Origin of the sequence: Halovenus aranensis (genome assembly GCF_900100385.1) — an archaeon.
In the GTDB taxonomy this organism is placed as follows: domain Archaea; phylum Halobacteriota; class Halobacteria; order Halobacteriales; family Haloarculaceae; genus Halovenus; species Halovenus aranensis.
The window spans coordinates 119,190-136,805 of the sequence record NZ_FNFC01000009.1; the positions used below are offsets into that span (position 1 = coordinate 119,190).

16 protein-coding genes and 1 tRNA gene are annotated in these 17,616 nt (G+C 60.8%); 11 read left to right on the top strand and 6 right to left on the bottom strand.

The window, feature by feature from the left end; all coding sequences use genetic code 11:
- Nucleotides 1-36: 36 nt before the first annotated feature.
- The 3 genes from BLR34_RS10590 to BLR34_RS10600 all read left to right on the top strand — a co-directional run bounded on the left by BLR34_RS10590 (nt 37) and on the right by BLR34_RS10600 (nt 3,520).
- Nucleotides 37-2,559 (top strand): hypothetical protein, encoded by a 2,523-nt coding sequence (locus tag BLR34_RS10590; RefSeq protein WP_092702789.1) that lies wholly within the window; start codon nt 37-39, stop codon nt 2,557-2,559.
- A 284-nt stretch (nt 2,560-2,843) separates the two neighbouring features.
- Nucleotides 2,844-3,086 (top strand): AbrB/MazE/SpoVT family DNA-binding domain-containing protein, encoded by a 243-nt coding sequence (locus BLR34_RS10595; protein WP_092702791.1) that lies wholly within the window; start codon nt 2,844-2,846, stop codon nt 3,084-3,086.
- Complete coding sequence (locus BLR34_RS10600; RefSeq protein ID WP_092702794.1) at nt 3,086-3,520, top strand: type II toxin-antitoxin system VapC family toxin; 435 nt, start codon at nt 3,086-3,088, stop codon at nt 3,518-3,520. Before BLR34_RS10595 ends, BLR34_RS10600 begins: the two co-directional genes overlap by 1 nt.
- Before the next feature lie 18 nt (nt 3,521-3,538).
- Here BLR34_RS10600 and BLR34_RS10605 read toward each other — a convergent pair whose 3' ends face one another.
- A complete protein-coding gene (locus tag BLR34_RS10605) occupies nt 3,539-4,606 on the bottom strand; it encodes an alpha-ketoacid dehydrogenase subunit beta (RefSeq protein WP_092702796.1) in 1,068 nt (355 codons plus the stop codon).
- On the bottom strand, nt 4,603-5,730 hold the full coding sequence (pdhA, locus tag BLR34_RS10610; RefSeq protein WP_092702888.1) for a pyruvate dehydrogenase (acetyl-transferring) E1 component subunit alpha: 1,128 nt from the start codon (nt 5,728-5,730) through the stop codon (nt 4,603-4,605). Before pdhA ends, BLR34_RS10605 begins: the two co-directional genes overlap by 4 nt.
- 456 nt (nt 5,731-6,186) lie before the next feature.
- Between pdhA and BLR34_RS10615 the strand changes: the two genes are divergently transcribed.
- From BLR34_RS10615 to BLR34_RS10635, 6 genes are all read left to right on the top strand, one after another.
- A complete protein-coding gene (locus tag BLR34_RS10615) occupies nt 6,187-7,065 on the top strand; it encodes an amidohydrolase family protein (protein WP_092702798.1) in 879 nt (292 codons plus the stop codon).
- 241 nt (nt 7,066-7,306) lie between these two features.
- Nucleotides 7,307-7,474 carry a DUF7556 family protein gene (locus tag BLR34_RS17010; protein ID WP_176765301.1) on the top strand — a complete coding sequence of 56 codons (168 nt, stop codon included), beginning with the start codon at nt 7,307-7,309 and terminating at the stop codon, nt 7,472-7,474.
- 106 nt (nt 7,475-7,580) lie between these two features.
- Entirely contained in the window at nt 7,581-9,992 is a 2,412-nt protein-coding gene (locus tag BLR34_RS10620; protein ID WP_092702800.1) for an ATP-dependent DNA helicase, read from the top strand.
- 60 nt (nt 9,993-10,052) lie between these two features.
- The gene (locus tag BLR34_RS10625) at nt 10,053-10,868 is read left to right on the top strand and encodes a lipoate--protein ligase family protein (RefSeq protein ID WP_092702803.1); all 816 of its coding nucleotides are present in this window, start codon (nt 10,053-10,055) and stop codon (nt 10,866-10,868) included.
- A gap of 44 nt (nt 10,869-10,912) precedes the next feature.
- Nucleotides 10,913-11,779: a deoxyribonuclease IV gene (locus tag BLR34_RS10630; RefSeq protein WP_092702890.1), complete on the top strand. Its 867-nt coding sequence runs from the start codon at nt 10,913-10,915 to the stop codon at nt 11,777-11,779.
- A gap of 51 nt (nt 11,780-11,830) precedes the next feature.
- Nucleotides 11,831-12,616 (top strand): class I SAM-dependent methyltransferase, encoded by a 786-nt coding sequence (locus BLR34_RS10635; protein WP_092702805.1) that lies wholly within the window; start codon nt 11,831-11,833, stop codon nt 12,614-12,616.
- A 116-nt stretch (nt 12,617-12,732) separates the two neighbouring features.
- On the opposite strand, the gene BLR34_RS10640 is transcribed toward BLR34_RS10635, so the two are convergent.
- The gene (locus BLR34_RS10640; protein ID WP_092702806.1) at nt 12,733-13,386 is read right to left on the bottom strand and encodes a DUF7095 family protein; all 654 of its coding nucleotides are present in this window, start codon (nt 13,384-13,386) and stop codon (nt 12,733-12,735) included.
- 84 nt (nt 13,387-13,470) lie between these two features.
- Here BLR34_RS10640 and ncsA point away from each other — a divergent pair, with 84 nt between their 5' ends.
- A complete protein-coding gene (gene ncsA, locus BLR34_RS10645) occupies nt 13,471-14,451 on the top strand; it encodes a tRNA 2-thiolation protein NcsA (RefSeq protein WP_092702808.1) in 981 nt (326 codons plus the stop codon).
- Nucleotides 14,452-14,491: 40 nt separating this feature from the next.
- Here ncsA and ftsZ read toward each other — a convergent pair whose 3' ends face one another.
- The 3 genes from ftsZ to BLR34_RS10660 form a co-directional block, all read right to left on the bottom strand.
- Nucleotides 14,492-15,670 (bottom strand): cell division protein FtsZ, encoded by a 1,179-nt coding sequence (ftsZ, locus tag BLR34_RS10650; protein ID WP_092702810.1) that lies wholly within the window; start codon nt 15,668-15,670, stop codon nt 14,492-14,494.
- 2 nt (nt 15,671-15,672) lie between these two features.
- Nucleotides 15,673-15,870: a ribbon-helix-helix domain-containing protein gene (locus BLR34_RS10655; protein WP_092702812.1), complete on the bottom strand. Its 198-nt coding sequence runs from the start codon at nt 15,868-15,870 to the stop codon at nt 15,673-15,675.
- A 230-nt stretch (nt 15,871-16,100) separates the two neighbouring features.
- Nucleotides 16,101-16,694 carry a double zinc ribbon domain-containing protein gene (locus BLR34_RS10660; RefSeq protein WP_092702814.1) on the bottom strand — a complete coding sequence of 198 codons (594 nt, stop codon included), beginning with the start codon at nt 16,692-16,694 and terminating at the stop codon, nt 16,101-16,103.
- Nucleotides 16,695-16,820: 126 nt separating this feature from the next.
- Between BLR34_RS10660 and BLR34_RS10665 the strand changes: the two genes are divergently transcribed.
- Nucleotides 16,821-16,894, top strand: a tRNA-Tyr gene (locus BLR34_RS10665).
- The last annotated feature ends 722 nt before the right edge of the window (nt 16,895-17,616 follow it).

Genomic DNA, 17,616 nt, shown 5'->3' on the forward strand with positions numbered 1-17,616 from the left:
ACAGCTTTTTATCCGCCAGCACACAACCCTTTCTCAATGCGATTTCTGAGGGACGACAGAGGGCAGGCAATTCAAATCGGCGCTGTCCTCATCTTCGGTCTTATCGTGGTCTTTCTGGCGCTCTATCAGGGGTTTGTCGTCCCGAACCAGAACGAGGAAATCGAGTTCAATCACAACCAGCAGCTCCAGAGCGAGCTGACAGACATGCGTAGTGATGTCATCTCGATGCCCGGCGAGACGACGACACAGTCGGTTTCGGTTGGCCTCGGCCTGCGCTATCCTTCTAGGGCGGTGTTCGTCAATCCGGGGCCCGTCAGCGGGACGTTACGGACCGTCGGAACGACAGACAGCGCTCTGAACCTGACTATCGAGAACGCAACCGCGAGCGGAAATGTTGGTGATTTCTGGAACGACACTGCGGCGTACAACACCGGCGCAATCGAGTACCGGCCCGGGTACAACATCTTCACGAACGCGCCACGGACGGTCTATGAACACAGCGTCCTCTACAACGACTTTGGCCAGAATACGACGCTCCCAGTGACCGGCCAGACGCTGGTCAGCGGCGACCGAATCACGCTTGTCACGCTGAACGGCTCGTTCAGCCAGAGCCGTATCGGCGACGCGTCTGTCGACTTCGAGCCAGTGAGTACAGAAACCCGGCGCGTCGAGATATTCAACCAGAGTTCGCCGCTCTCGATTACCGTCCCGACCCGACTGAACGAAAGCGAGTGGCAGACTGTCTTCGAGGAGGAGATGGACACAAACGGCGGTAACGTCACGGGGGTGAACACGACCGCACTGCCGGGCGTCGAGGACTTCTCGTTGCTCGAAGTGACTCTCAAGCCCGGCAGCTACTCGCTCCGAATGGCGAAAGTGGGCGTCGGAACGGGCGTCGAGCAGACACAGAAGGCCTACCTGACCGATATCGAAGGGGACGGAACAACGATACAGACCGGCGAGACACAGACACTGACACTCGAAGTCCGCGATTCGTTCAACAAACCGATACGCGGCGTGACCGTCGACGGAGCCGCCGAGAATGGTAACTTCACCGGGCCAGACAGCAAAACGGTAACGAGACAGACAAACAGCGAGGGGCAGGTAACTGTCGAGTACGAGGCAATAAACCCGGGGACCAACGCGATTAATTTCACAGTCGAGCCCGGCTACCAGCCGTCACCGGGCGGGTCTCACGCGGCTGGCACGACGAAGAACGTCACGATGACCGTACAGGTGAACAAGCCGCCACAGGAAAACAGCGGGAACGGCACGTCGGCGTTCGACGTGAACTGGCTCGACCCGAGCGGCGAGCCGGGAACGCAAAACTGTGACGACAGTGCCTGTACGCTCGACTACGCGGAGGCACAGGAACTCGAACTCACGCTGAACACCACCGCACAGAGCGCGGGTGTCGACTTCGCCGTCAGGAACAGCAGTGTCGGCACGCTCAACATGAGCAGTGGAACGACCGACGAAAACGGAGAGGTCACGGTAACGTTCCAGCCACAGGCAAACGGCACCGTCGAGGTGTACGGCTGGACCGGCGGCGGCGGCGACCAGATCGAAATAGAGGTGATCAACGCTTCGGTCGGTCTCATATACCAGAACGACGCCGTGACCAACGACGGCAACGACGGCGACACCGTCGCTGGCGGGGTGAACTTCTCCGTCGCGAACCGTTTCAGCGAGAGCGTCACGATCACCGACGTCGAGATAACGCCGGCGAACGGGGATATCGATTACCTCAGCGACGACGTGTTCCCGAACGACGAACCCTTGGCGACCGAGGTGTACGTCGCCGCGGACCTGGACGATGCATACGTCGATTACAGCGGTGGGGCCGATCTTCCGAGAACTGTGGACCTGGACACTGACGGGCGCAACGACGGTGGGAACGCACAACTCTCGGCCGGCGCAACGGCGACGTTCTACCTCTACGAGTTCACTGACGGTACCTCGTCGGTCGACATGAGCGGCAAGGACGTGGAGATCACAATCACCTACCAGCCAGCGAGTGGCGGAACCGAGACCAAGACGTTTACGATCACACCAACCGGTGGGGGTGGCCAGACGGTAGCCTACCCGAGCAGCTATCGCGACGCAGACGGCGGTGACCAGTCGATACCACCGTCCTCGCCCTTGGGTACAATCAACTCGTTCAGCAATTTGCAGGCGGACGATGGTTCCAGAGCTACGTTTTCCGAGAGTGCGACGACCGGTTCCGGAAATAATCCCAAGTACCGGCACCGTACCGGACTACTGATCGATGGAATCGCCTCCGGCACCCATTCGATGGCAATCGAATACGAGATGGGCGCGGGAAGTGAGGAGTACAGTCTCACCGTCGTCGACGCCTCAGGCAATGAGATAGACGGGGCGACCGACTATACGCTCCCACGGTCCGGATCGGTCACGACTGAGACTTTCACGCTCTCCCAGGCAGAAAGTAATTACATCGATGCCAACGGTCTGGCCTATATCATCGTCGAAGACCCTGGCGACGACGACACCAACGACGAGCTATTCGTCGATTATATCCGGATCGATGTATCCTGAGTTATAAGTGAACTATCTCGACGGTTTTTCGCCACGGCAATCAGACGTATCGACCACTACTTCGAGCCAGCGGAGATGAACGGCCATATCGAGTGGCTGAAAAACTGGCTGTGAATACTCTCAGAACGCCATCGTTCCGAATCCGGACCGCCTGGATTAGACAGTAATCCCCCGACGCATGCAGTCGAGTGTGAGCGGCGTAGCTCGCGATGCGCTCGACACTCCTCGGTAAGCTAGTGTGGTTTCGCACTAACCCTTTTCGGCGGTCACGACCAACATCCGGTATGAGCACGCCAGACGAGGTGGGAGAGGGGACCGTCTCCGGTAATCAGGTCTCAATACCGGCACACATCCGTGACCGATTCGATATCGAGGACGGCGACGTGCTCCGGTGGAAGGTCGTCGACGGCGAGCTCCGGGTCGAGGTCCACAGCCAGGAAAGCGGTGTGTTCGACAACTTCGAACCCGGCGAGTCCGAGAAGGCTGTCGACGTCGTCGAGGAACATGACCGATTCGGCCTAGAATAATGGCCCGGGCGTTCGTTGATAAGACCGTCCTGTACGCTGCCGCGAACAGCCGTACGTCTCGACACGACACAGCGCTCGACATCGTGCGCGGAGCGGATCGGGGCCAACTCCCAACACTGCTGCTATCCGATCCGATTTTGATTGAGATCATGAACGGCCTGACAACAGACGTAGGGAAACCCGTAGCGGTCGATTTTCTCTCCTGTTTGCACAGCGGGAGCAACTTCGAGATTCGCCGTGAGTCCAACCTCGTTTGGACCACCGCTTTGGATACGTTCGAGCAGAGAGACCGCCTCTCACTGGCTGATGCAATGCTGGTCACGAGTGCCCGACAGCACGATATTGAGTATTGCTACAGCTTCGACGACGATTTCGACGGGTTCGATTCGTTGACGCGGCTCGTCACACCGGACAATCCATTTTCGAGTGAATGAGCACGCCGAAGACACAAGTCAGAACGCCATCGCTTCACGGATGCCGTCCTGAATCCGGACCGCCTGAGGTAGGTAATAATCCTCCAGCGCGTGCAACGGGATGTGAGCGTCGTAGCCCGCGATGCGCTTGATTGGGGCCTCCTGGTACATCAACGCCTCCTCCTGGATGGTGGCGGCGATTTCCGCACCGAGACCGCCGGTCTTGGGTGCCTCGTGGACGATTGCGCCGCGGCCCGTTTTCTCGAAGGAGTCGATGATGGTGTCGAAATCGAGCGGTGACAGCGAGCGGAGGTCGACGACCTCGCAGTCGATTCCTTCCTCGGCGAGTTCCTCGGCGGCGATAAGCGACGGCCGAGTCATCGCGCCCCAGGTGAACACCGAGATATCAGTCCCCTCCCGACGGACGGCGGCCTCGCCGAGGTCGATTTCGTACGAGCGTTCGGGCACTTCCTCCCGGAACGCCCGATAGATGAGCTTCGGTTCGAGGAACATGACCGGGTCGGGGTCTCGGATGGCTGCCGTGAGCAGTCCCTTGGCGTCGTAGGGCGTCGACGGCGTGACCACCTTCAGCCCCGGCTCGTGGACGAAAAACGCTTCCTTGGACTCGGAGTGGTGTTCGGGCGCGCGGATGCCGCCACCGTAGGGCATGCGGACCACCATCGGGAGGTTGAGCTGGCCGTGTGTGCGACTCCGCAGCCGGGAGGCGTGACTGACGAGCTGGTCAAAGCCGGGGTAGAGAAAGCCCATGAACTGGATTTCGCCGACCGGACGCATCCCGGACAGCGCGAGACCGATAGACGCGCCGATGATACCCGACTCGGCCAGCGGCGTGTCGACGACGCGGTCGTCGCCGAACTCCTCGTAGAGGGCGTCCGTCGCACGGAAGACGCCGCCGTTGCGGCCGATGTCTTCGCCGAGCATCATCACACGCTCGTCTTGGCTCATCTCGGTGTGGAGCCCGTCACAGATGGCCTCGACCAGCGTCAGTTCGTCGACGCTGTCGGACTCCTCTGGCGTCTCTCGCTGTGTCGGCTCCTCGGACTGTTCTTCGACGTTCTCGGCGAGTGTCTCGGCGTAGGAACTCATTCTAACACCTCCGAGAAGGCCTCGTCGCCGTACTTCTCGCGGAGTTCGCGGAGGTCGTCGCGCTGGGCTGTCAGCCTGTCCGGCGTCTCGCTGTAGACGTGCTCGAAGATGTCGTCGGGGTCGGCTTCGAGCGCTTCGGCCTCCTCGATTGCGTTCTCGATGCGCTGGTCGGCGCGGGACTCGATAGCCTCCTGGCGCTCGTCGGTCAGGATACCCTCGTTTTCGAGGAAGTTCCGCAGTCTGTCGACCGGGTCCCGATCGCGGTAGTACGCGGGTTCTTCCTCCGAGCGATAGACGCTGGGGTCGTCCGAGGTCGTGTGTGCGCCAAAGCGGTACTGGATAGACTCGATGAGCGTGGGCCGGCCCTCGCCCGGACCCGGCTCTTTGGCCTTGCGGACCGCAGCGCGGGTGGCCTGATAGACCGCAAGCGGGTCGAGTCCGTCGACGCGGATGCTCTCGACGCCGTAGGCGTCGGCCTTGCCGGCGAGGGTATCGCTCGCAGTCTGGCGCTCACGGGGCGTCGAGATTGCCCACTGGTTGTTGTTACAGACGAACACCACGGGCACGTCGAAGACGCCCGCGAAGTTCAGCCCTTCGTGGAAGTCGCCCTCGCTGGTCGCGCCGTCGCCGAAGTGACAGAGGACGGCGCGGTCGGTCTGGTCCTGGAGCTTGTACCCCCAGGCCATCCCCATCGCCTGGGGAATCTGGGTCGCGATGGGAATGTACTCGGGCATCACGTTCACGTCGTCTGGAATTGCATACCCCTGGCGATACCCCCGGAGGGGGCCGAGCAGGGAGGACAGCTCCATGCCGTGGACGTGTTTCGCGGCGTGGTCCCGGTAGGTCGGGAACAGCCAGTCCTGTTCGTCGAGCGCGTAGCTCGTCGCAACCTGTGACCCCTCCTGACCGGTCATGGGGGCGTAGGTGGCAATCCGACCCTGTCGCTGGAGGCTGATAGCTCGCTGGTCGAACCGTCGGGCAAGTACCAGTGCCTCGTACATCGCGAGCAGTTCCTCCTCGGAGAGGTCCGGAACTGTCGCGTCCGGGTGGACAGTGCCGTCTGCGTCGAGTATGCGTAACCGGTCGTGTTCGTCCTGTTCGTAGATTCCAGATTGTGCGTGCATCATGTGTGGTTGTTATCGTCCGTGTTCGGTGTCGTGAGTGGTTGGCAGGTCGATACGAGACAGACCGACGGGCCGGGGGTCCGGTGCCAACGACACCCCCCGACTGCGCCGAACTGCGACCCGGTGGGACAGTGCCGGGCCGTTATCGGATATTAACTGTAGTAAATTGAAGGAAAATTGGTACTGTGCATCCGGCATCGGCAGTCTGGTCAGTCGAGCTCGGTCTGACTGCTGCACAGGTGTCGGGGGAGCTGCCCCAGTACATACCAGAGATAACGATAGTATCACCAATAATAGTTCTGAAAGTCGTGCTAGCACTTCACACAGGTGCTGTTGTGGACCGCCGAGAGTGGCAAACTGGCCGAGACAGCGATTACAATAACAGTCAGGGAGTGAGTGTTATCAGCCAGCCCACAGGGAGTAACGCTATTACCCCGTGCGCACGTGCGTGGGAGTATGAGTGTTGACGGACTGAACGTTCTGGACGACAAGCAGGCGATAGACACACACGCCCACCAGCCGACCAGCGAGTTCCTACACGACGCCGGCGGACAGATGATGCAAGACGCTGCCGACCGCTTTGGCTCCGAGATGGAGACCTGGAGCTACGAGGAGATGATCGAGGAGTACCACGACGCAGGTGTCGGGAAGGCGGTACTGCTCGGCTGGGACGCCGAGACGAACACCGGAAATCCGCCCGTGCCAAACGACTACGTCGCCGAGGTGCGCGACGAACATCCCGAGTTCTTCATCGGCTTCGGGTCGGTCGACCCGTTGAAAGACGACTGCGTCGAGGAGGCGATTCGGTGTGTCGAAGACCTCGACCTCTCGGGGTTCAAGTTTCAGCAAATCGCGCAGGGATTCGACCCGTCCCAGCCCGAGTACGAGCAGCTATTCGACACGATTGAAGACCTCGGTGTCCCGGTCGTCTTCCACGGCGGCAACTCCACGCTGGGCGCATGTTCACCCGGTGGGCGCGGCCTCCAGGTGAAATACGGGAACCCGATGTTGATAGACGACGTGGCCGCACGCCACCCGGAGCTCCAGATACTGATTGCCCATCCGGCCTACCCCTGGGAGAAAGAACAGCTCGCAATCTGCCAGCAGAAGGGGAACGTCTACATGGACCTCTCGGGATGGATGCCCCGGTACATCGACGACCAGGTGCTCCATTACGCAAAAAGTCTGCTCAAAGACAAGGTCATGTTCGGGACCGACTACCCGATGCTCGAACCGGAGCCGTGGCTCGAACAGTTCGCGGAACTCGATTTCTCTGAGGAAGTACAACGCAAAATCCTCCGGGAAAACGCCGTTGACTTCTTCGGACTCGACTGAGCCAGTGGCGTCTGCTGGCCGTCCGAGCAGTCCCCCCAGACATCTCGTGTTGCCAAGAGAAAGCCGCCACGCCGGGACGTATCGCGCCGAGAGAGTGTATATGCGACCTCGTTGCTGTCAGCAATATTGTAAAATGTCATACAAGAGTCAGACGTGCGTCGCACACCGGCGGCGTCACGTCTGGCAATTTTCGCCGGTTGTTTTCGGTAGGTTTATGTGTCGTTGAGAACTATTAACATGCATGGAGCCGGATACTATCGTCCCGGCCGAAGTCGAAGCGAGCAGCGAAGTGATGGCCTCAGTCGAGGAGGGTCCAGTAGACAAATTTATCCTCGCTGACATCACCGAAGACGACGCGTTCATTACACTCCAACTCGACGACGCTGCTTCGCTTCCAGCCTGGCGATAGTCGATCCCGGCGTCTCTCACGTTTCTCTCGGTGAGCAACAGCACTGTCTGTCGCGTGAGCGACGAATCCGCAGGTTCAAATCCGACGACGCCCCAGTGCCCGACGGATGGCCGAAACCCCCGGTGAGCGCTGGGACCGCTACTTTGGATTCGAGCAGCCGTACGCGAATCAGCGCGACGCAATCGAGGCAGCAATCGAGGTCGGCAGCGAACGGGGATATCTGGCGATGGAAGGCCCCTGTGGGACTGGCAAGACTATGGCCGCACTCACCGCAGGAGCCGCTCTCGTTCGCGACGGCGACTACGAAAACGTCGTCGTAGTAACGCCGGTGAAACAGCAACGGACCCAGTTCGTCGAAGACCTCCGGGCGATGAACGCGGGACTCGACGAGCCGCTGACCGGTGTTGCCCTCGTAGGAAAGAGAGACCTGTGTCCCTACGGTCGCGAAGGTGTGTTCCCAGACGACGTGGGCGTTCACGACCGCTGTGAGGACCTGCGCGAGAACACCGCTGGTCTGGTCGAAAGCGAGGGCACCGGTGACGATATGGCCGCCACAACAGCCGCAGTTGGCGGCGAGACAGAGGATGTCTGGTGGGACCCACAACGGGCGAGTGACCTCGTGAAACACGCCAGGCCGGGCGGCACAGGACAACGACAGATCACCATCGACACGCTGGAGACCGCAGGTGCCGAGACGCCGTACCCCCGGACCCAGCAGTCGGCCCCGGAATCGATGAGCGACGGAGAGGAGGGTCCGCTGTACTGTCCGTTCGAGGCCGACTGGTACGCCCGGAACAAGGGGTCGCCTGTGGGGTTCGAGGCCGGGGAAAACCACGTCGTTACCGCCACAGAGTACCTGCCGGCGGCGGCCGAGCGAGGGACCTGTCCCCACCGAGCGATGGGAGTGTTGCTCGAATCGGCCGAGGTCATCGTGGGCAACTACAACCATCTCTTCGACCCCGGCTCGCGACCCCTGCTCGAGTCGGTGCTGGGTGAGGAGACGTTTCTGGTCGTCGACGAAGCACACCGTCTCGAAGAGCGCGTCAGGGACCTGCTCTCGAACCGGGTCGGCCGGCAGACGCTCAAGCGGGCGCGAAACGACTTCGCACAGCTGTTGACCCGTGCTCGTCAGAGTGGCGACCACCGCCAGCAGGTCGAAGACGAGCTGGCGAGTCACGACGTGCCGCTGCGTGCAGTCGAGCAGGCCCGGGACTTCTACGATGACCTCTTGGGGTGGTTCGACGACCGCATCGCGACGTATCTAGACGCCGAGTTCGGCCGCGAGTGGCGAACGGGACAGCTCGACGTACTTCCGGACCACGACATCGAAGTTCCCTTACGCGACCCCGAGGCCGTCGAGCGCGACGAGCTAACCGCCTGGGCCGAGTCGGCGGGATATACCGGCGACCTGTGGCGCTCGCTGTCGACTGTGGGCGTCGCCGTCGAGCAGGTCATCGACGAACTCGGGTTGGCGCGCACACCGGTCTGTACCGCGGTCGGCGCAGTCATGAGCCAGTGGTGGGAGTGTGACCACGCGACCTATCTCCGCGAGGTCGAGCTCGAATACGCACCCAAAGACAAGCGAAGCGTCAGCGAACCCTGGGAGGCACAGTACACCGCCGGCCTGGTGTTGTTCGAGTGTATGCCCGGCGAGACGCTCCAGGAAATTTTCGATGGACTCGGCGGAGGTATCCTGATGAGCGCGACCCTGGAACCGCTCGATGTTTTCGCCGAGGTTGCGGGGCTGGAGTCGCTTCGAGCGGCGAATCGGCCGGTCGTCGAGCGGACGTATACGCTGCCGTTCCCGGAGTCGAACCGAGCCTCTTTGCTGGTCGATACGACGCCGTTCACCGCCCGTAATCGTGGTGACCCCGATGAGAACGCGAGTCCGGAAACGTGGAACCGCACCCGCGACGAGTACGCACAGGTTCTGCGAGCGCTGGCACGCTCGCCGGGCAACGTGTTGCTCGCCATGCCGAACTACCGGGAGGCGGCGTGGGCCGAGGGCTATCTCTCGGAAGTCGTCGAGAAACCGACGCTTCTCGACGAGAGCTCGAGTAACGAGGAGACAGAGGCGTTGAAACAGCGCTTTTTCGACGGTGACGGGAAGGTGCTCGTCACGAGCACGCGCGGGACGCTGACCGAAGGCGTCGATTATGACGGCGACAAGCTACACTGTTGTGGCGTCTTTGGCATTCCGCTGGTCAACATCGGCTCGCCGCGTGTGACGGCGGTCCGGCGCGCCTACGCCGATGCGTTCGGAGAGGACCAGGCCTTCGAGTACGCCCTGACTGTTCCGGCAGTCCGGCGTGCACGCCAGACTATCGGGCGCGTGATTCGTGGGACCGACGAGGTCGGCATTCGTGCACTGGTCGGTCAGCGATACGTCGACGACGCGAGACACAGCGTCTTCCCGTACCTTTCGACGGGTGAGCAAGCGGAGTTCGTCAGACTCACGCCAGAGTTTCTCGACGGCCAGATACACCAGTTCTGGGACGAACACGGGAATCCGGAGTGAAGCGGTCACACCAGGCACGCTTTGCGTGCGTTTTTGTTCGCCGGGAGTGTATTCACAGGTATGACCGACCTCGCAGACAGGGAGTGGCGTCTGATTCCAGCCGAGCGCCGCTCCGGTCCGATGCAGATGGCACTCGAAGAAGTAGCCGCCGAGACTGCGGCCTCGGGTGGCCCCCGGACAGTCCGGGTATACACCTGGGAACCGAGCACGCTCTCACTGGGGTACCGACAGGCCCCTGAGACCGTCGACTGGGAGTACTGCGACCGCAACGGTATCACCGTCACACGCCGTCCGACCGGCGGCGGCGGCATCTATCACGATACGGCGGGTGACATCTCCTACTCGATTGTCGGCCCCGAGAGCGAGCTGCCCGGCGACCTGATGGAATGTTACGAGTTGCTGTGTACGCCAGTCCTCGCGGCCTTCGACCGAATGGGTGTCGACGCGGCGTTCGCCGAAGACGCACACCCCGAGATTCACAAGCCAGCCTGCTATCTCCGGAAGGTCAACCCTGCACACGACATTCTCGCCGACGGAGCGAAAATCAGCGGCAACGCCCAGTATCGCCAGCGCGACGCCGTCATCCAGCACGGCTCGCTGTCGTATACACTGGCATCCGACCGTCATATCGGTGTCTTCGAGACCGACGAGGTAAGCAAGGAGACGTTCGACGACCGGGTGACGTCCGTCCGCGAGCAGGTAGGTATCGACCGCGACGAGGCCGTCGACGCGCTTGAGACGGCACTCGCGGCCTGGGTAGACGCAGACGTTGGCGAGTGGACAGACGACGAACTCGAGCATGCGGCGCAGATTGCCGAGGAGAAATACGCCAGCGACGAGTGGACGCGTCGACGCACGGACCCGCTGTCGGCCTGACTCACTCCGAAGTTGCTATGTGGGCCGGGCGCCACTACCCTGACATGCAGGTCGGCGCTCACGTTTCAGTTTCTGGCTCGCGCGTCTCATCCGACGACGAAACACCGCCGTACGACGACATCCGCAACGCGGTCCACCGGCAGCGGGCATTCGGCGGCAACTGCGGGCAGATATTCACCACCTCGCCGCAGGTGTGGCAACAGCCCGCGCTCAGTGACGACGCGACGGCAGGCTTTCAGGCCAAATCGGTCGAGAAGGATGTTGGTCCGTGGGTCATCCACTCGTCGTACCTGGTAAATCTGGCGACGCCAAAGCAAGACCTCCGTGAGAAGTCACTCGACAGCATGCAGGCAGAAGTCGACGCCGCGGCACAGCTCGGCATCGAGTACGTCAACGTCCACCTCGGTGCACACACCGGCGCAGGCGTCGAGCAGGGGCTTGACAACGCCGCGAGCACGCTCGACGACCTGAATATCCCCGAGAGTGTCACGGTCCTCGTCGAGTCTGACGCCGGAAGCGGAACGAAACTCGGCAGCGAATTCGAACATCTGGCCGCCGTACTCGAACGGTCGAGCCAGGACCTCGGTGTCTGTCTCGACACGGCACACGCCTTCGCTGCCGGCTACGACTTGTCGACGCCCGAGGCAGTCGAGGCGTCACTCGGCGAGTTCGACGATGTCGTCGGCTTCGAAAACCTCGCTTGTGTCCACCTCAACGACTCGAAACACGCCTGTGGCACGAACAAAGACGAACACGCCCACATCGGTGAGGGTAAAATCGGCGACGACGGAATGCGTGCGTTCGTCAACCACGACGCGATTCGCGAGGTGCCGCTTGTCCTCGAAACGCCAACCGAAGACGGCAGAGGCTTCGCTTGGAACATCGACCGCGTGCACGAACTCGCCGAGTGAGCGACGGTCGAAGGCGACAGGCTATTTGCGGTTCACTGACCTATACAGACTGTGCGACAGTTCACGGCAGAGTACCTGGAGTCGACCAGAGCGGGAATGTGGGAGGACTCACTGGACGCACTTTGTGAACTCGACCTAGAAGACCGACAGCGTGTTCTCGATGTCGGTGCTGGAACCGGTGAGTTGACGCGAACCCTCCGAAACCAGACAGCCGGGACTGTCGTTGCTCTGGATGCCGACCGGACCCTCCTCGACCACGTCGCTGGCCCCCGTCTCCGCGGCGATGCGACCCGACTCCCGTTTGCCGACGGGAGCTTCGATTTGGTCGTGTGTCAGGCGCTGTTGGTCAACCTACCAGACCCGGCCGCAGTAATCGAAGAGTTCGCCCGCGTTTCGGCCGACCGCGTCGCCGTCATCGAACCCGACAACAGTGCCGTCGCTATCGAGTCGACTGTCACTGCTGAGGCACCACTTGCCCGACGCGCACGAGAGCGGTATCTCGACGGCGTCGAGACCGACGCAGCGCTCGGTGCAGTTCCCGACCTCTTTGTCGCGGCCGGCCTCGAAAACGTGCGCGTCGAGCGGTACGACCACGAGCGGCGTATCGAGTCACCGTACTCCGAACGCGCACTCGAAGACGCCCGGCGCAAGGCGAGCGGGACCGGTATCGACGCTGACCGAGAGACGATACTCGCCGGTGATACATCGACAGAATCCTTCGAGGCCCTTCGTGAGGAATGGCGGGCGATGGGCCGAGAAGTCATCGAGCAGATGCAGAACGGAACCTACTGCCAGCGCGAAGTCGTCCCGTTTTACGTGACCAGTGGCCGTCTGTAGGGCAAACAGGTGGCGCGGTTGCGCCCGGGTCAGACGAAGCGGTGCGCCACGCGACCGCGTCTCGCTTCGTGGCGAATTGCTACATACGGGCGCTGGTCTCGGTTTCGTATATAAACTTAGACAATGTCGCCACGCACAGAGACGCCGCTCTGGCGTTCGCGGTACGCCTCGACAGTCTCGGCTGCACGTGCCGCTTCTTTCTCTTCGAGGCCAAGCATTTCGAGTGCATCGGGAAGGGTCGGTAAGACGAACTCTCCAGCGCGGAGCTTCTCGAAGGCCGTGTCCGAGCGCTGGCCGTCAATCCAGAGACAGACACCCCGAGGGTCGAGCAGTTCTTCGTAGCTGTCGCGCGCTTTCGCACCTTCGAGGCGCTGTGTAACGTTGTCTTCGAAACTCGCGTTACAGACTTCGAGGTGAATCGGTTCGCCTTCGGCGAGGAGGTGGGCTGCGAGACACTTCTCGGGTGCCGCGTAGCCACCTGGCGTCGCCCGCAGATATTCGGGATGCTCCGTGGCCCACTCCGCACTGACGGTCTTGCCGACGCCTTCGATGCCATGAGAGTCGATGAATTCCGCTTCGCGGTCTGGCTCGTCGGTGAGTAGAATGTCTTTCGTGAGGTAAACGTCGAGTCGCTCGACCGGGTCGAGACCGAGCGCAATGTCTCCGAAGACCCAGAGTTCGCGGACCGGGACGGGCATCGTCTCGGTCTCGACAGTTTCGACGAGTTCCTCGATGCGCTCGATTGCCCGCTGTCGGTCCCACTCGCTCATTATTCTTCTTGAGGGCCACGCGGTGAAAACAGTAGCGACGCGGGACCGAAAGGGTCAACCGCGCCAGTCGGTAAGCCACCGATGATGGAGTGTGACAAGTGTGGTGCGGACGCGGTGCTACACGCCGCATACTCGGGGTTGCATCTCTGCGAGGAGCACCTCTGTGCTTCTGTCGAAAAGCGGGTTCACCGGCGAATCCGTGATGACAACCTCCTGCCGAAAGACGCGACCCCCGAGGACCCGGAGACGTGGGTCATCGGTCTCTCTGGCGGAAAAGACAGCGTCGTTCTCACCGACATCCTGTTCGACACTTTCGAGGCCGACCCCCGGGTCGAACTGGTCGCGCTCTCGATTCACGAGGGCATCGACGGCTATCGCGACGAGAGTCTCGATGCCTGCAAAGAACTCACGGCCGACCGCGACATCCGCCACGAGGTCGTCAGCTACGCCGACGAGTTCGACATCCGGATGGACGAAGTAGCCGAAGACGACCCAAAAGACATGTCAGCTTGTGCATACTGTGGCGTGTTTCGACGGGACGTTCTCTCCCGGTACGCAGACGACCTCGGTGCTGACAAGCTTCTGACAGGTCACAATCTAGACGACGAAGCCGAGACAGCGCTGATGAATTTCCTCGAGGGAGATATCACACAAATTGCACAACAGTTCGACGCGAGTCTCGGCCCCTTCGGGGGAGACGAACACGGCCACACGCGGGGCGACAGCGGTGAATTCATCCCCCGAGCGAAGCCGTTGCGCGATATCCCGGAACGCGAGGTTGCCCTCTACGCGCGGCTCAGGGAACTGCCCGCACACATTACCGAATGCCCGCACTCGTCGGAGGCCTACCGGGGTGAAATTCAGGAGCTCCTGTACGAACTCGAAGAGCGTCACCCGGGGACCCGCCACTCGATAATGGCCGGCTACGAGAAGCTCGCGGCACTGGCTGCGTCCGAACACCGGAGCGAATCGCCGAATTTCGACGAGTGTGAGAACTGTGGGGGTCCGACGACCGGCGACCTGTGTCGGAAGTGCGGGCTGCTCGATGCGCTCGAAGCGGTATAACAGTCAGAAAATGGTCGCTCGCTGTCGACTGCTCCGAAACTCAGTCAGTCCGGATGACATCGAGGCCGTTCTGCTGGTCGACATCCTCGCGTCCGCCGTCGGTTTCACCGAAGTCCTGGTCCTGCTGGAGGTTCGCCGCGGCGTCGAAGCTCTCGTCGTCGACGCCTTTGATTGCCTGCCGGGACTTGTCTGCCTGTTTCTGGGTCGTCGGTCCGAGCACCTGCGCGCTCTGGACACCGGTCATGATAGCCATGACGCGGACTTTTCCTTTGTACTCTTCCTGGATGCGAGCGCCCCAGATGACGTTTGCGTCTGCCTCTAGACGTTCGGTGATGTTCTGTGCGATGCCCTCGGCCTCCTGCAGGGTGAGGTCGGGGCCGCCGGTGATGTGGACGAGTCCGCCACTCGCGCCGCGGTAGTCGACATCGAGCAGCGGGTGGTTCATCGCGTCTTTGACGACTTCGTCGGTCTTGTTTTTGTCCTGGGTCTCGCCGACGAGCATTACCGCGACGCCGCCTTGGTTCATGATGGCGGTCATGTCGGCGTAGTCCAGATTGATGAGCGACGGCTGCGTGATGGTCTCGGAGATGCCCTTGACCGTCTCGGCGATAATCTGGTCCATCACCGAGAACGCCTTGCCGATTGGCAGGTTCGGGACGTAATCGAGCAGGCGGTTGTTGTCTAGCACGATGATAGAGTCCGCCTCCTCGCGGAGTCGTTCGAGCCCTTCTTCGGCCTTGACTGTCCGTGCGCGTTCGACGTTGAACGGCGTCGAGACCATCCCGACCACGATAGCGCCCTGCTCTTTGGCGATTTTCGAGACGACCGGCGCTGCACCGGTGCCGGTGCCGCCACCCATGCCTGCGGTGACAAACACCAGGTCGGCGTCACCGAGAACCTCTTTTATTGTCCCCTGTGCCATCTCAGTGGCGCGCTCGCCCATACTGGGGTCGCCGCCTGCGCCGAGACCGTTGGTCAGAGACTTGCCGACCAGAATCTTCGTATCTGCCTCAATCATCTGCAGGTGCTGTTTGTCGGTGTTGATAGCGATGGTTTCGGCACCCTCAACACCGATGTTGTACAGTCGATTGACAGTGTTGTTACCGGCACCACCACAGCCGACAATGACGATGCGTGGGTCCCCGAAGCCGTCGGCATCCGCCATCTGTTTTTGTTCTTGTTCGTCACGTTCGAGCGCTTCGTTGACGATGTCCTGCATCGTTACACCTTTGCCCACGTGCGCTCTTCGCGCCGCTTGCGCTTTTCCGAGGGGCGCTCCGGCTCTGTGTCGTGTTCAGAGAGCATCTCCCGCACCGCCGAGCGAATCGCTTCGCTCCGGTTCGGGTACTCCCCGGTTTCGACCATTTGTTCGACCTCTTCGATCTGCTGTTTCGGAATCCGTAGTGTCACACGCTCCATTTTTGTATTCCCCTTGTGGGTAAGACGATGGCGAGTGTTGGCTCGCTCAGTCGTCTTACACAGCAAAACCCAAGGACGGCGACGGCGCGTTTACCTTCCCGGGCACTGTGTAAGACTTCCGTCTTACGCACGAATTACAACAGACTGGGGCATAATAAAAGTACCGGTCAGACGTATGACGATATTTCGTTTACCGAGGTAGACAACCGCTGCGTAGCGTTTTCACTACTTTAGTGTTCTTCGAGTACGTCGGCCGCTGGCGTGCGTCGCCCACAGCTGGGACAGAAGCCCCAGTCGGTTCGGAGTTCGTCACCACACTCACAGAACACCCTGTGTGACGCTTTCTCTCCGCAGTTGGGGCAGTAAACGTGGGACTGCGACAGGTTTTCGCCACACTGAGTACACGTTTTACGTTCCTCTGAGTCGGCGTTTTCACCGGCTTCCGCCGTTGTCTTACTCGGCGCCTGCGTGTGTGACGCACTGTGGGCCTGCGTGTGTGACGCCTCGGTACCGGTGTTTACTCCCTGTGCTGTAGCGTCCGTCTCCTTGGATGAACCGCCATCAAGCGAGATGTTTACGTTGATATCCTGTGGCTGTTGCGGTGTAAACGCTCCGTCGAGACGGTCCGCGACGAGCGCGTCGACACGCTCGGCGACGATATCGTCGAGACTGTCGCCGCCATGAGCCGAGGCAGTCGAAGATGTCTCACCGCGGGACTCGAGGTACTCGCGCAGCGCCTCGCGCATGACCTCGCTTTTCGAGGCATCGAACTCTTCGAGTTGCGTGATGAGTTCGTCGTCCGCACGGAACGTTATCTTGCTCATTCGCGTCGATATATCGTTTGTCACCCATCCTATTTCAATCTTCGCTGGCTGTCTGACACGGGTCAGACGCGCTGGTCGGCACAATGCATAATGGTTAAGTCCACCAGCCATCGTACTGGTTTATGTCCGCCCTTAGCTCAGACTGGTAGAGCAGTCGACTGTAGATCGACTTGCCCCCCGTTCAAATCGGGGAGGGCGGACTTTCTCCGACATCTAACCGACACGATTGAGCTGACGGACCGTATCCGTACACGCTGAAGACCAAGCACCGCTTGTCAAACGCGAGGGTCAGACCAACAGACCACCGTGGCTGGCAGGCCGATGGGTACGACCGAGAAAGGCTCTCCGCTCGCGTGTGGGCGAGTTTGCTCCGCCGGTTCGTTACGGTGACAGTGACAGTCCACGGCCTGATGTTGTTCCCGGTGAGACAGGCGCTGGCTACCCAAAATGACAGGCAGAGTGAGAAGCGAGACAGTTGGAGTCGAACAGTGGTCCAAACAAGGGCGAAATCAAAGCGACGTAATGACGCGGTTGTAAGAATCATATCATTTCTAGTCGCGGCGATAGATAGTCATAACCCCGACCACCAGAATGGTAAGTTCCATACCATTTCGTGAGTGTATCGGCAAGCGGTTGCGAGCGCGTGAGACTCTCAGTAGAAGTATTTGTTTTAGTATATTTCAGCGCGTGTGCCGCATTCCCATACGGGCGTAGTTGTTTCACAGACAACAGGATTGGCAAACCGCAACACGAGACAGTCAAAAAATAACGTAAACAATCAAGCCCTTTTTTGTCGATTCGGAACTTTGACTGTGTTGTGGTCGCGATGGGTGTGTTCGACAGGGCAAAAGCGGCTTCGGGTCTCTCAATCGACACAGAGGAGGCGCTGCCGTACGTGTGTCTCTCCTGTGGCGCGACCTAC

What these genes read in the sequence shown, in the direction of transcription:
- pdhA (WP_092702888.1), bottom strand. Translation starts at nt 5,730, where the DNA reads ATGCACGCACAATCTGGAATCTACGAACAGGACGAACACGACCGGTTA.
- ftsZ (WP_092702810.1), bottom strand. Translation starts at nt 15,670, where the DNA reads ATGCAGGACATCGTCAACGAAGCGCTCGAACGTGACGAACAAGAACAA.
- BLR34_RS10590 (WP_092702789.1), top strand. Translation starts at nt 37, where the DNA reads ATGCGATTTCTGAGGGACGACAGAGGGCAGGCAATTCAAATCGGCGCT.
- BLR34_RS10625 (WP_092702803.1), top strand. Translation starts at nt 10,053, where the DNA reads ATGACCGACCTCGCAGACAGGGAGTGGCGTCTGATTCCAGCCGAGCGC.
- BLR34_RS17010 (WP_176765301.1), top strand. Translation starts at nt 7,307, where the DNA reads ATGGAGCCGGATACTATCGTCCCGGCCGAAGTCGAAGCGAGCAGCGAA.
- BLR34_RS10600 (WP_092702794.1), top strand. Translation starts at nt 3,086, where the DNA reads ATGGCCCGGGCGTTCGTTGATAAGACCGTCCTGTACGCTGCCGCGAAC.
- BLR34_RS10615 (WP_092702798.1), top strand. Translation starts at nt 6,187, where the DNA reads ATGAGTGTTGACGGACTGAACGTTCTGGACGACAAGCAGGCGATAGAC.
- BLR34_RS10605 (WP_092702796.1), bottom strand. Translation starts at nt 4,606, where the DNA reads ATGAGTTCCTACGCCGAGACACTCGCCGAGAACGTCGAAGAACAGTCC.
- BLR34_RS10640 (WP_092702806.1), bottom strand. Translation starts at nt 13,386, where the DNA reads ATGAGCGAGTGGGACCGACAGCGGGCAATCGAGCGCATCGAGGAACTC.
- BLR34_RS10660 (WP_092702814.1), bottom strand. Translation starts at nt 16,694, where the DNA reads ATGAGCAAGATAACGTTCCGTGCGGACGACGAACTCATCACGCAACTC.
- BLR34_RS10595 (WP_092702791.1), top strand. Translation starts at nt 2,844, where the DNA reads ATGAGCACGCCAGACGAGGTGGGAGAGGGGACCGTCTCCGGTAATCAG.
- ncsA (WP_092702808.1), top strand. Translation starts at nt 13,471, where the DNA reads ATGGAGTGTGACAAGTGTGGTGCGGACGCGGTGCTACACGCCGCATAC.
- BLR34_RS10620 (WP_092702800.1), top strand. Translation starts at nt 7,581, where the DNA reads ATGGCCGAAACCCCCGGTGAGCGCTGGGACCGCTACTTTGGATTCGAG.
- BLR34_RS10655 (WP_092702812.1), bottom strand. Translation starts at nt 15,870, where the DNA reads ATGGAGCGTGTGACACTACGGATTCCGAAACAGCAGATCGAAGAGGTC.
- BLR34_RS10630 (WP_092702890.1), top strand. Translation starts at nt 10,913, where the DNA reads ATGCAGGTCGGCGCTCACGTTTCAGTTTCTGGCTCGCGCGTCTCATCC.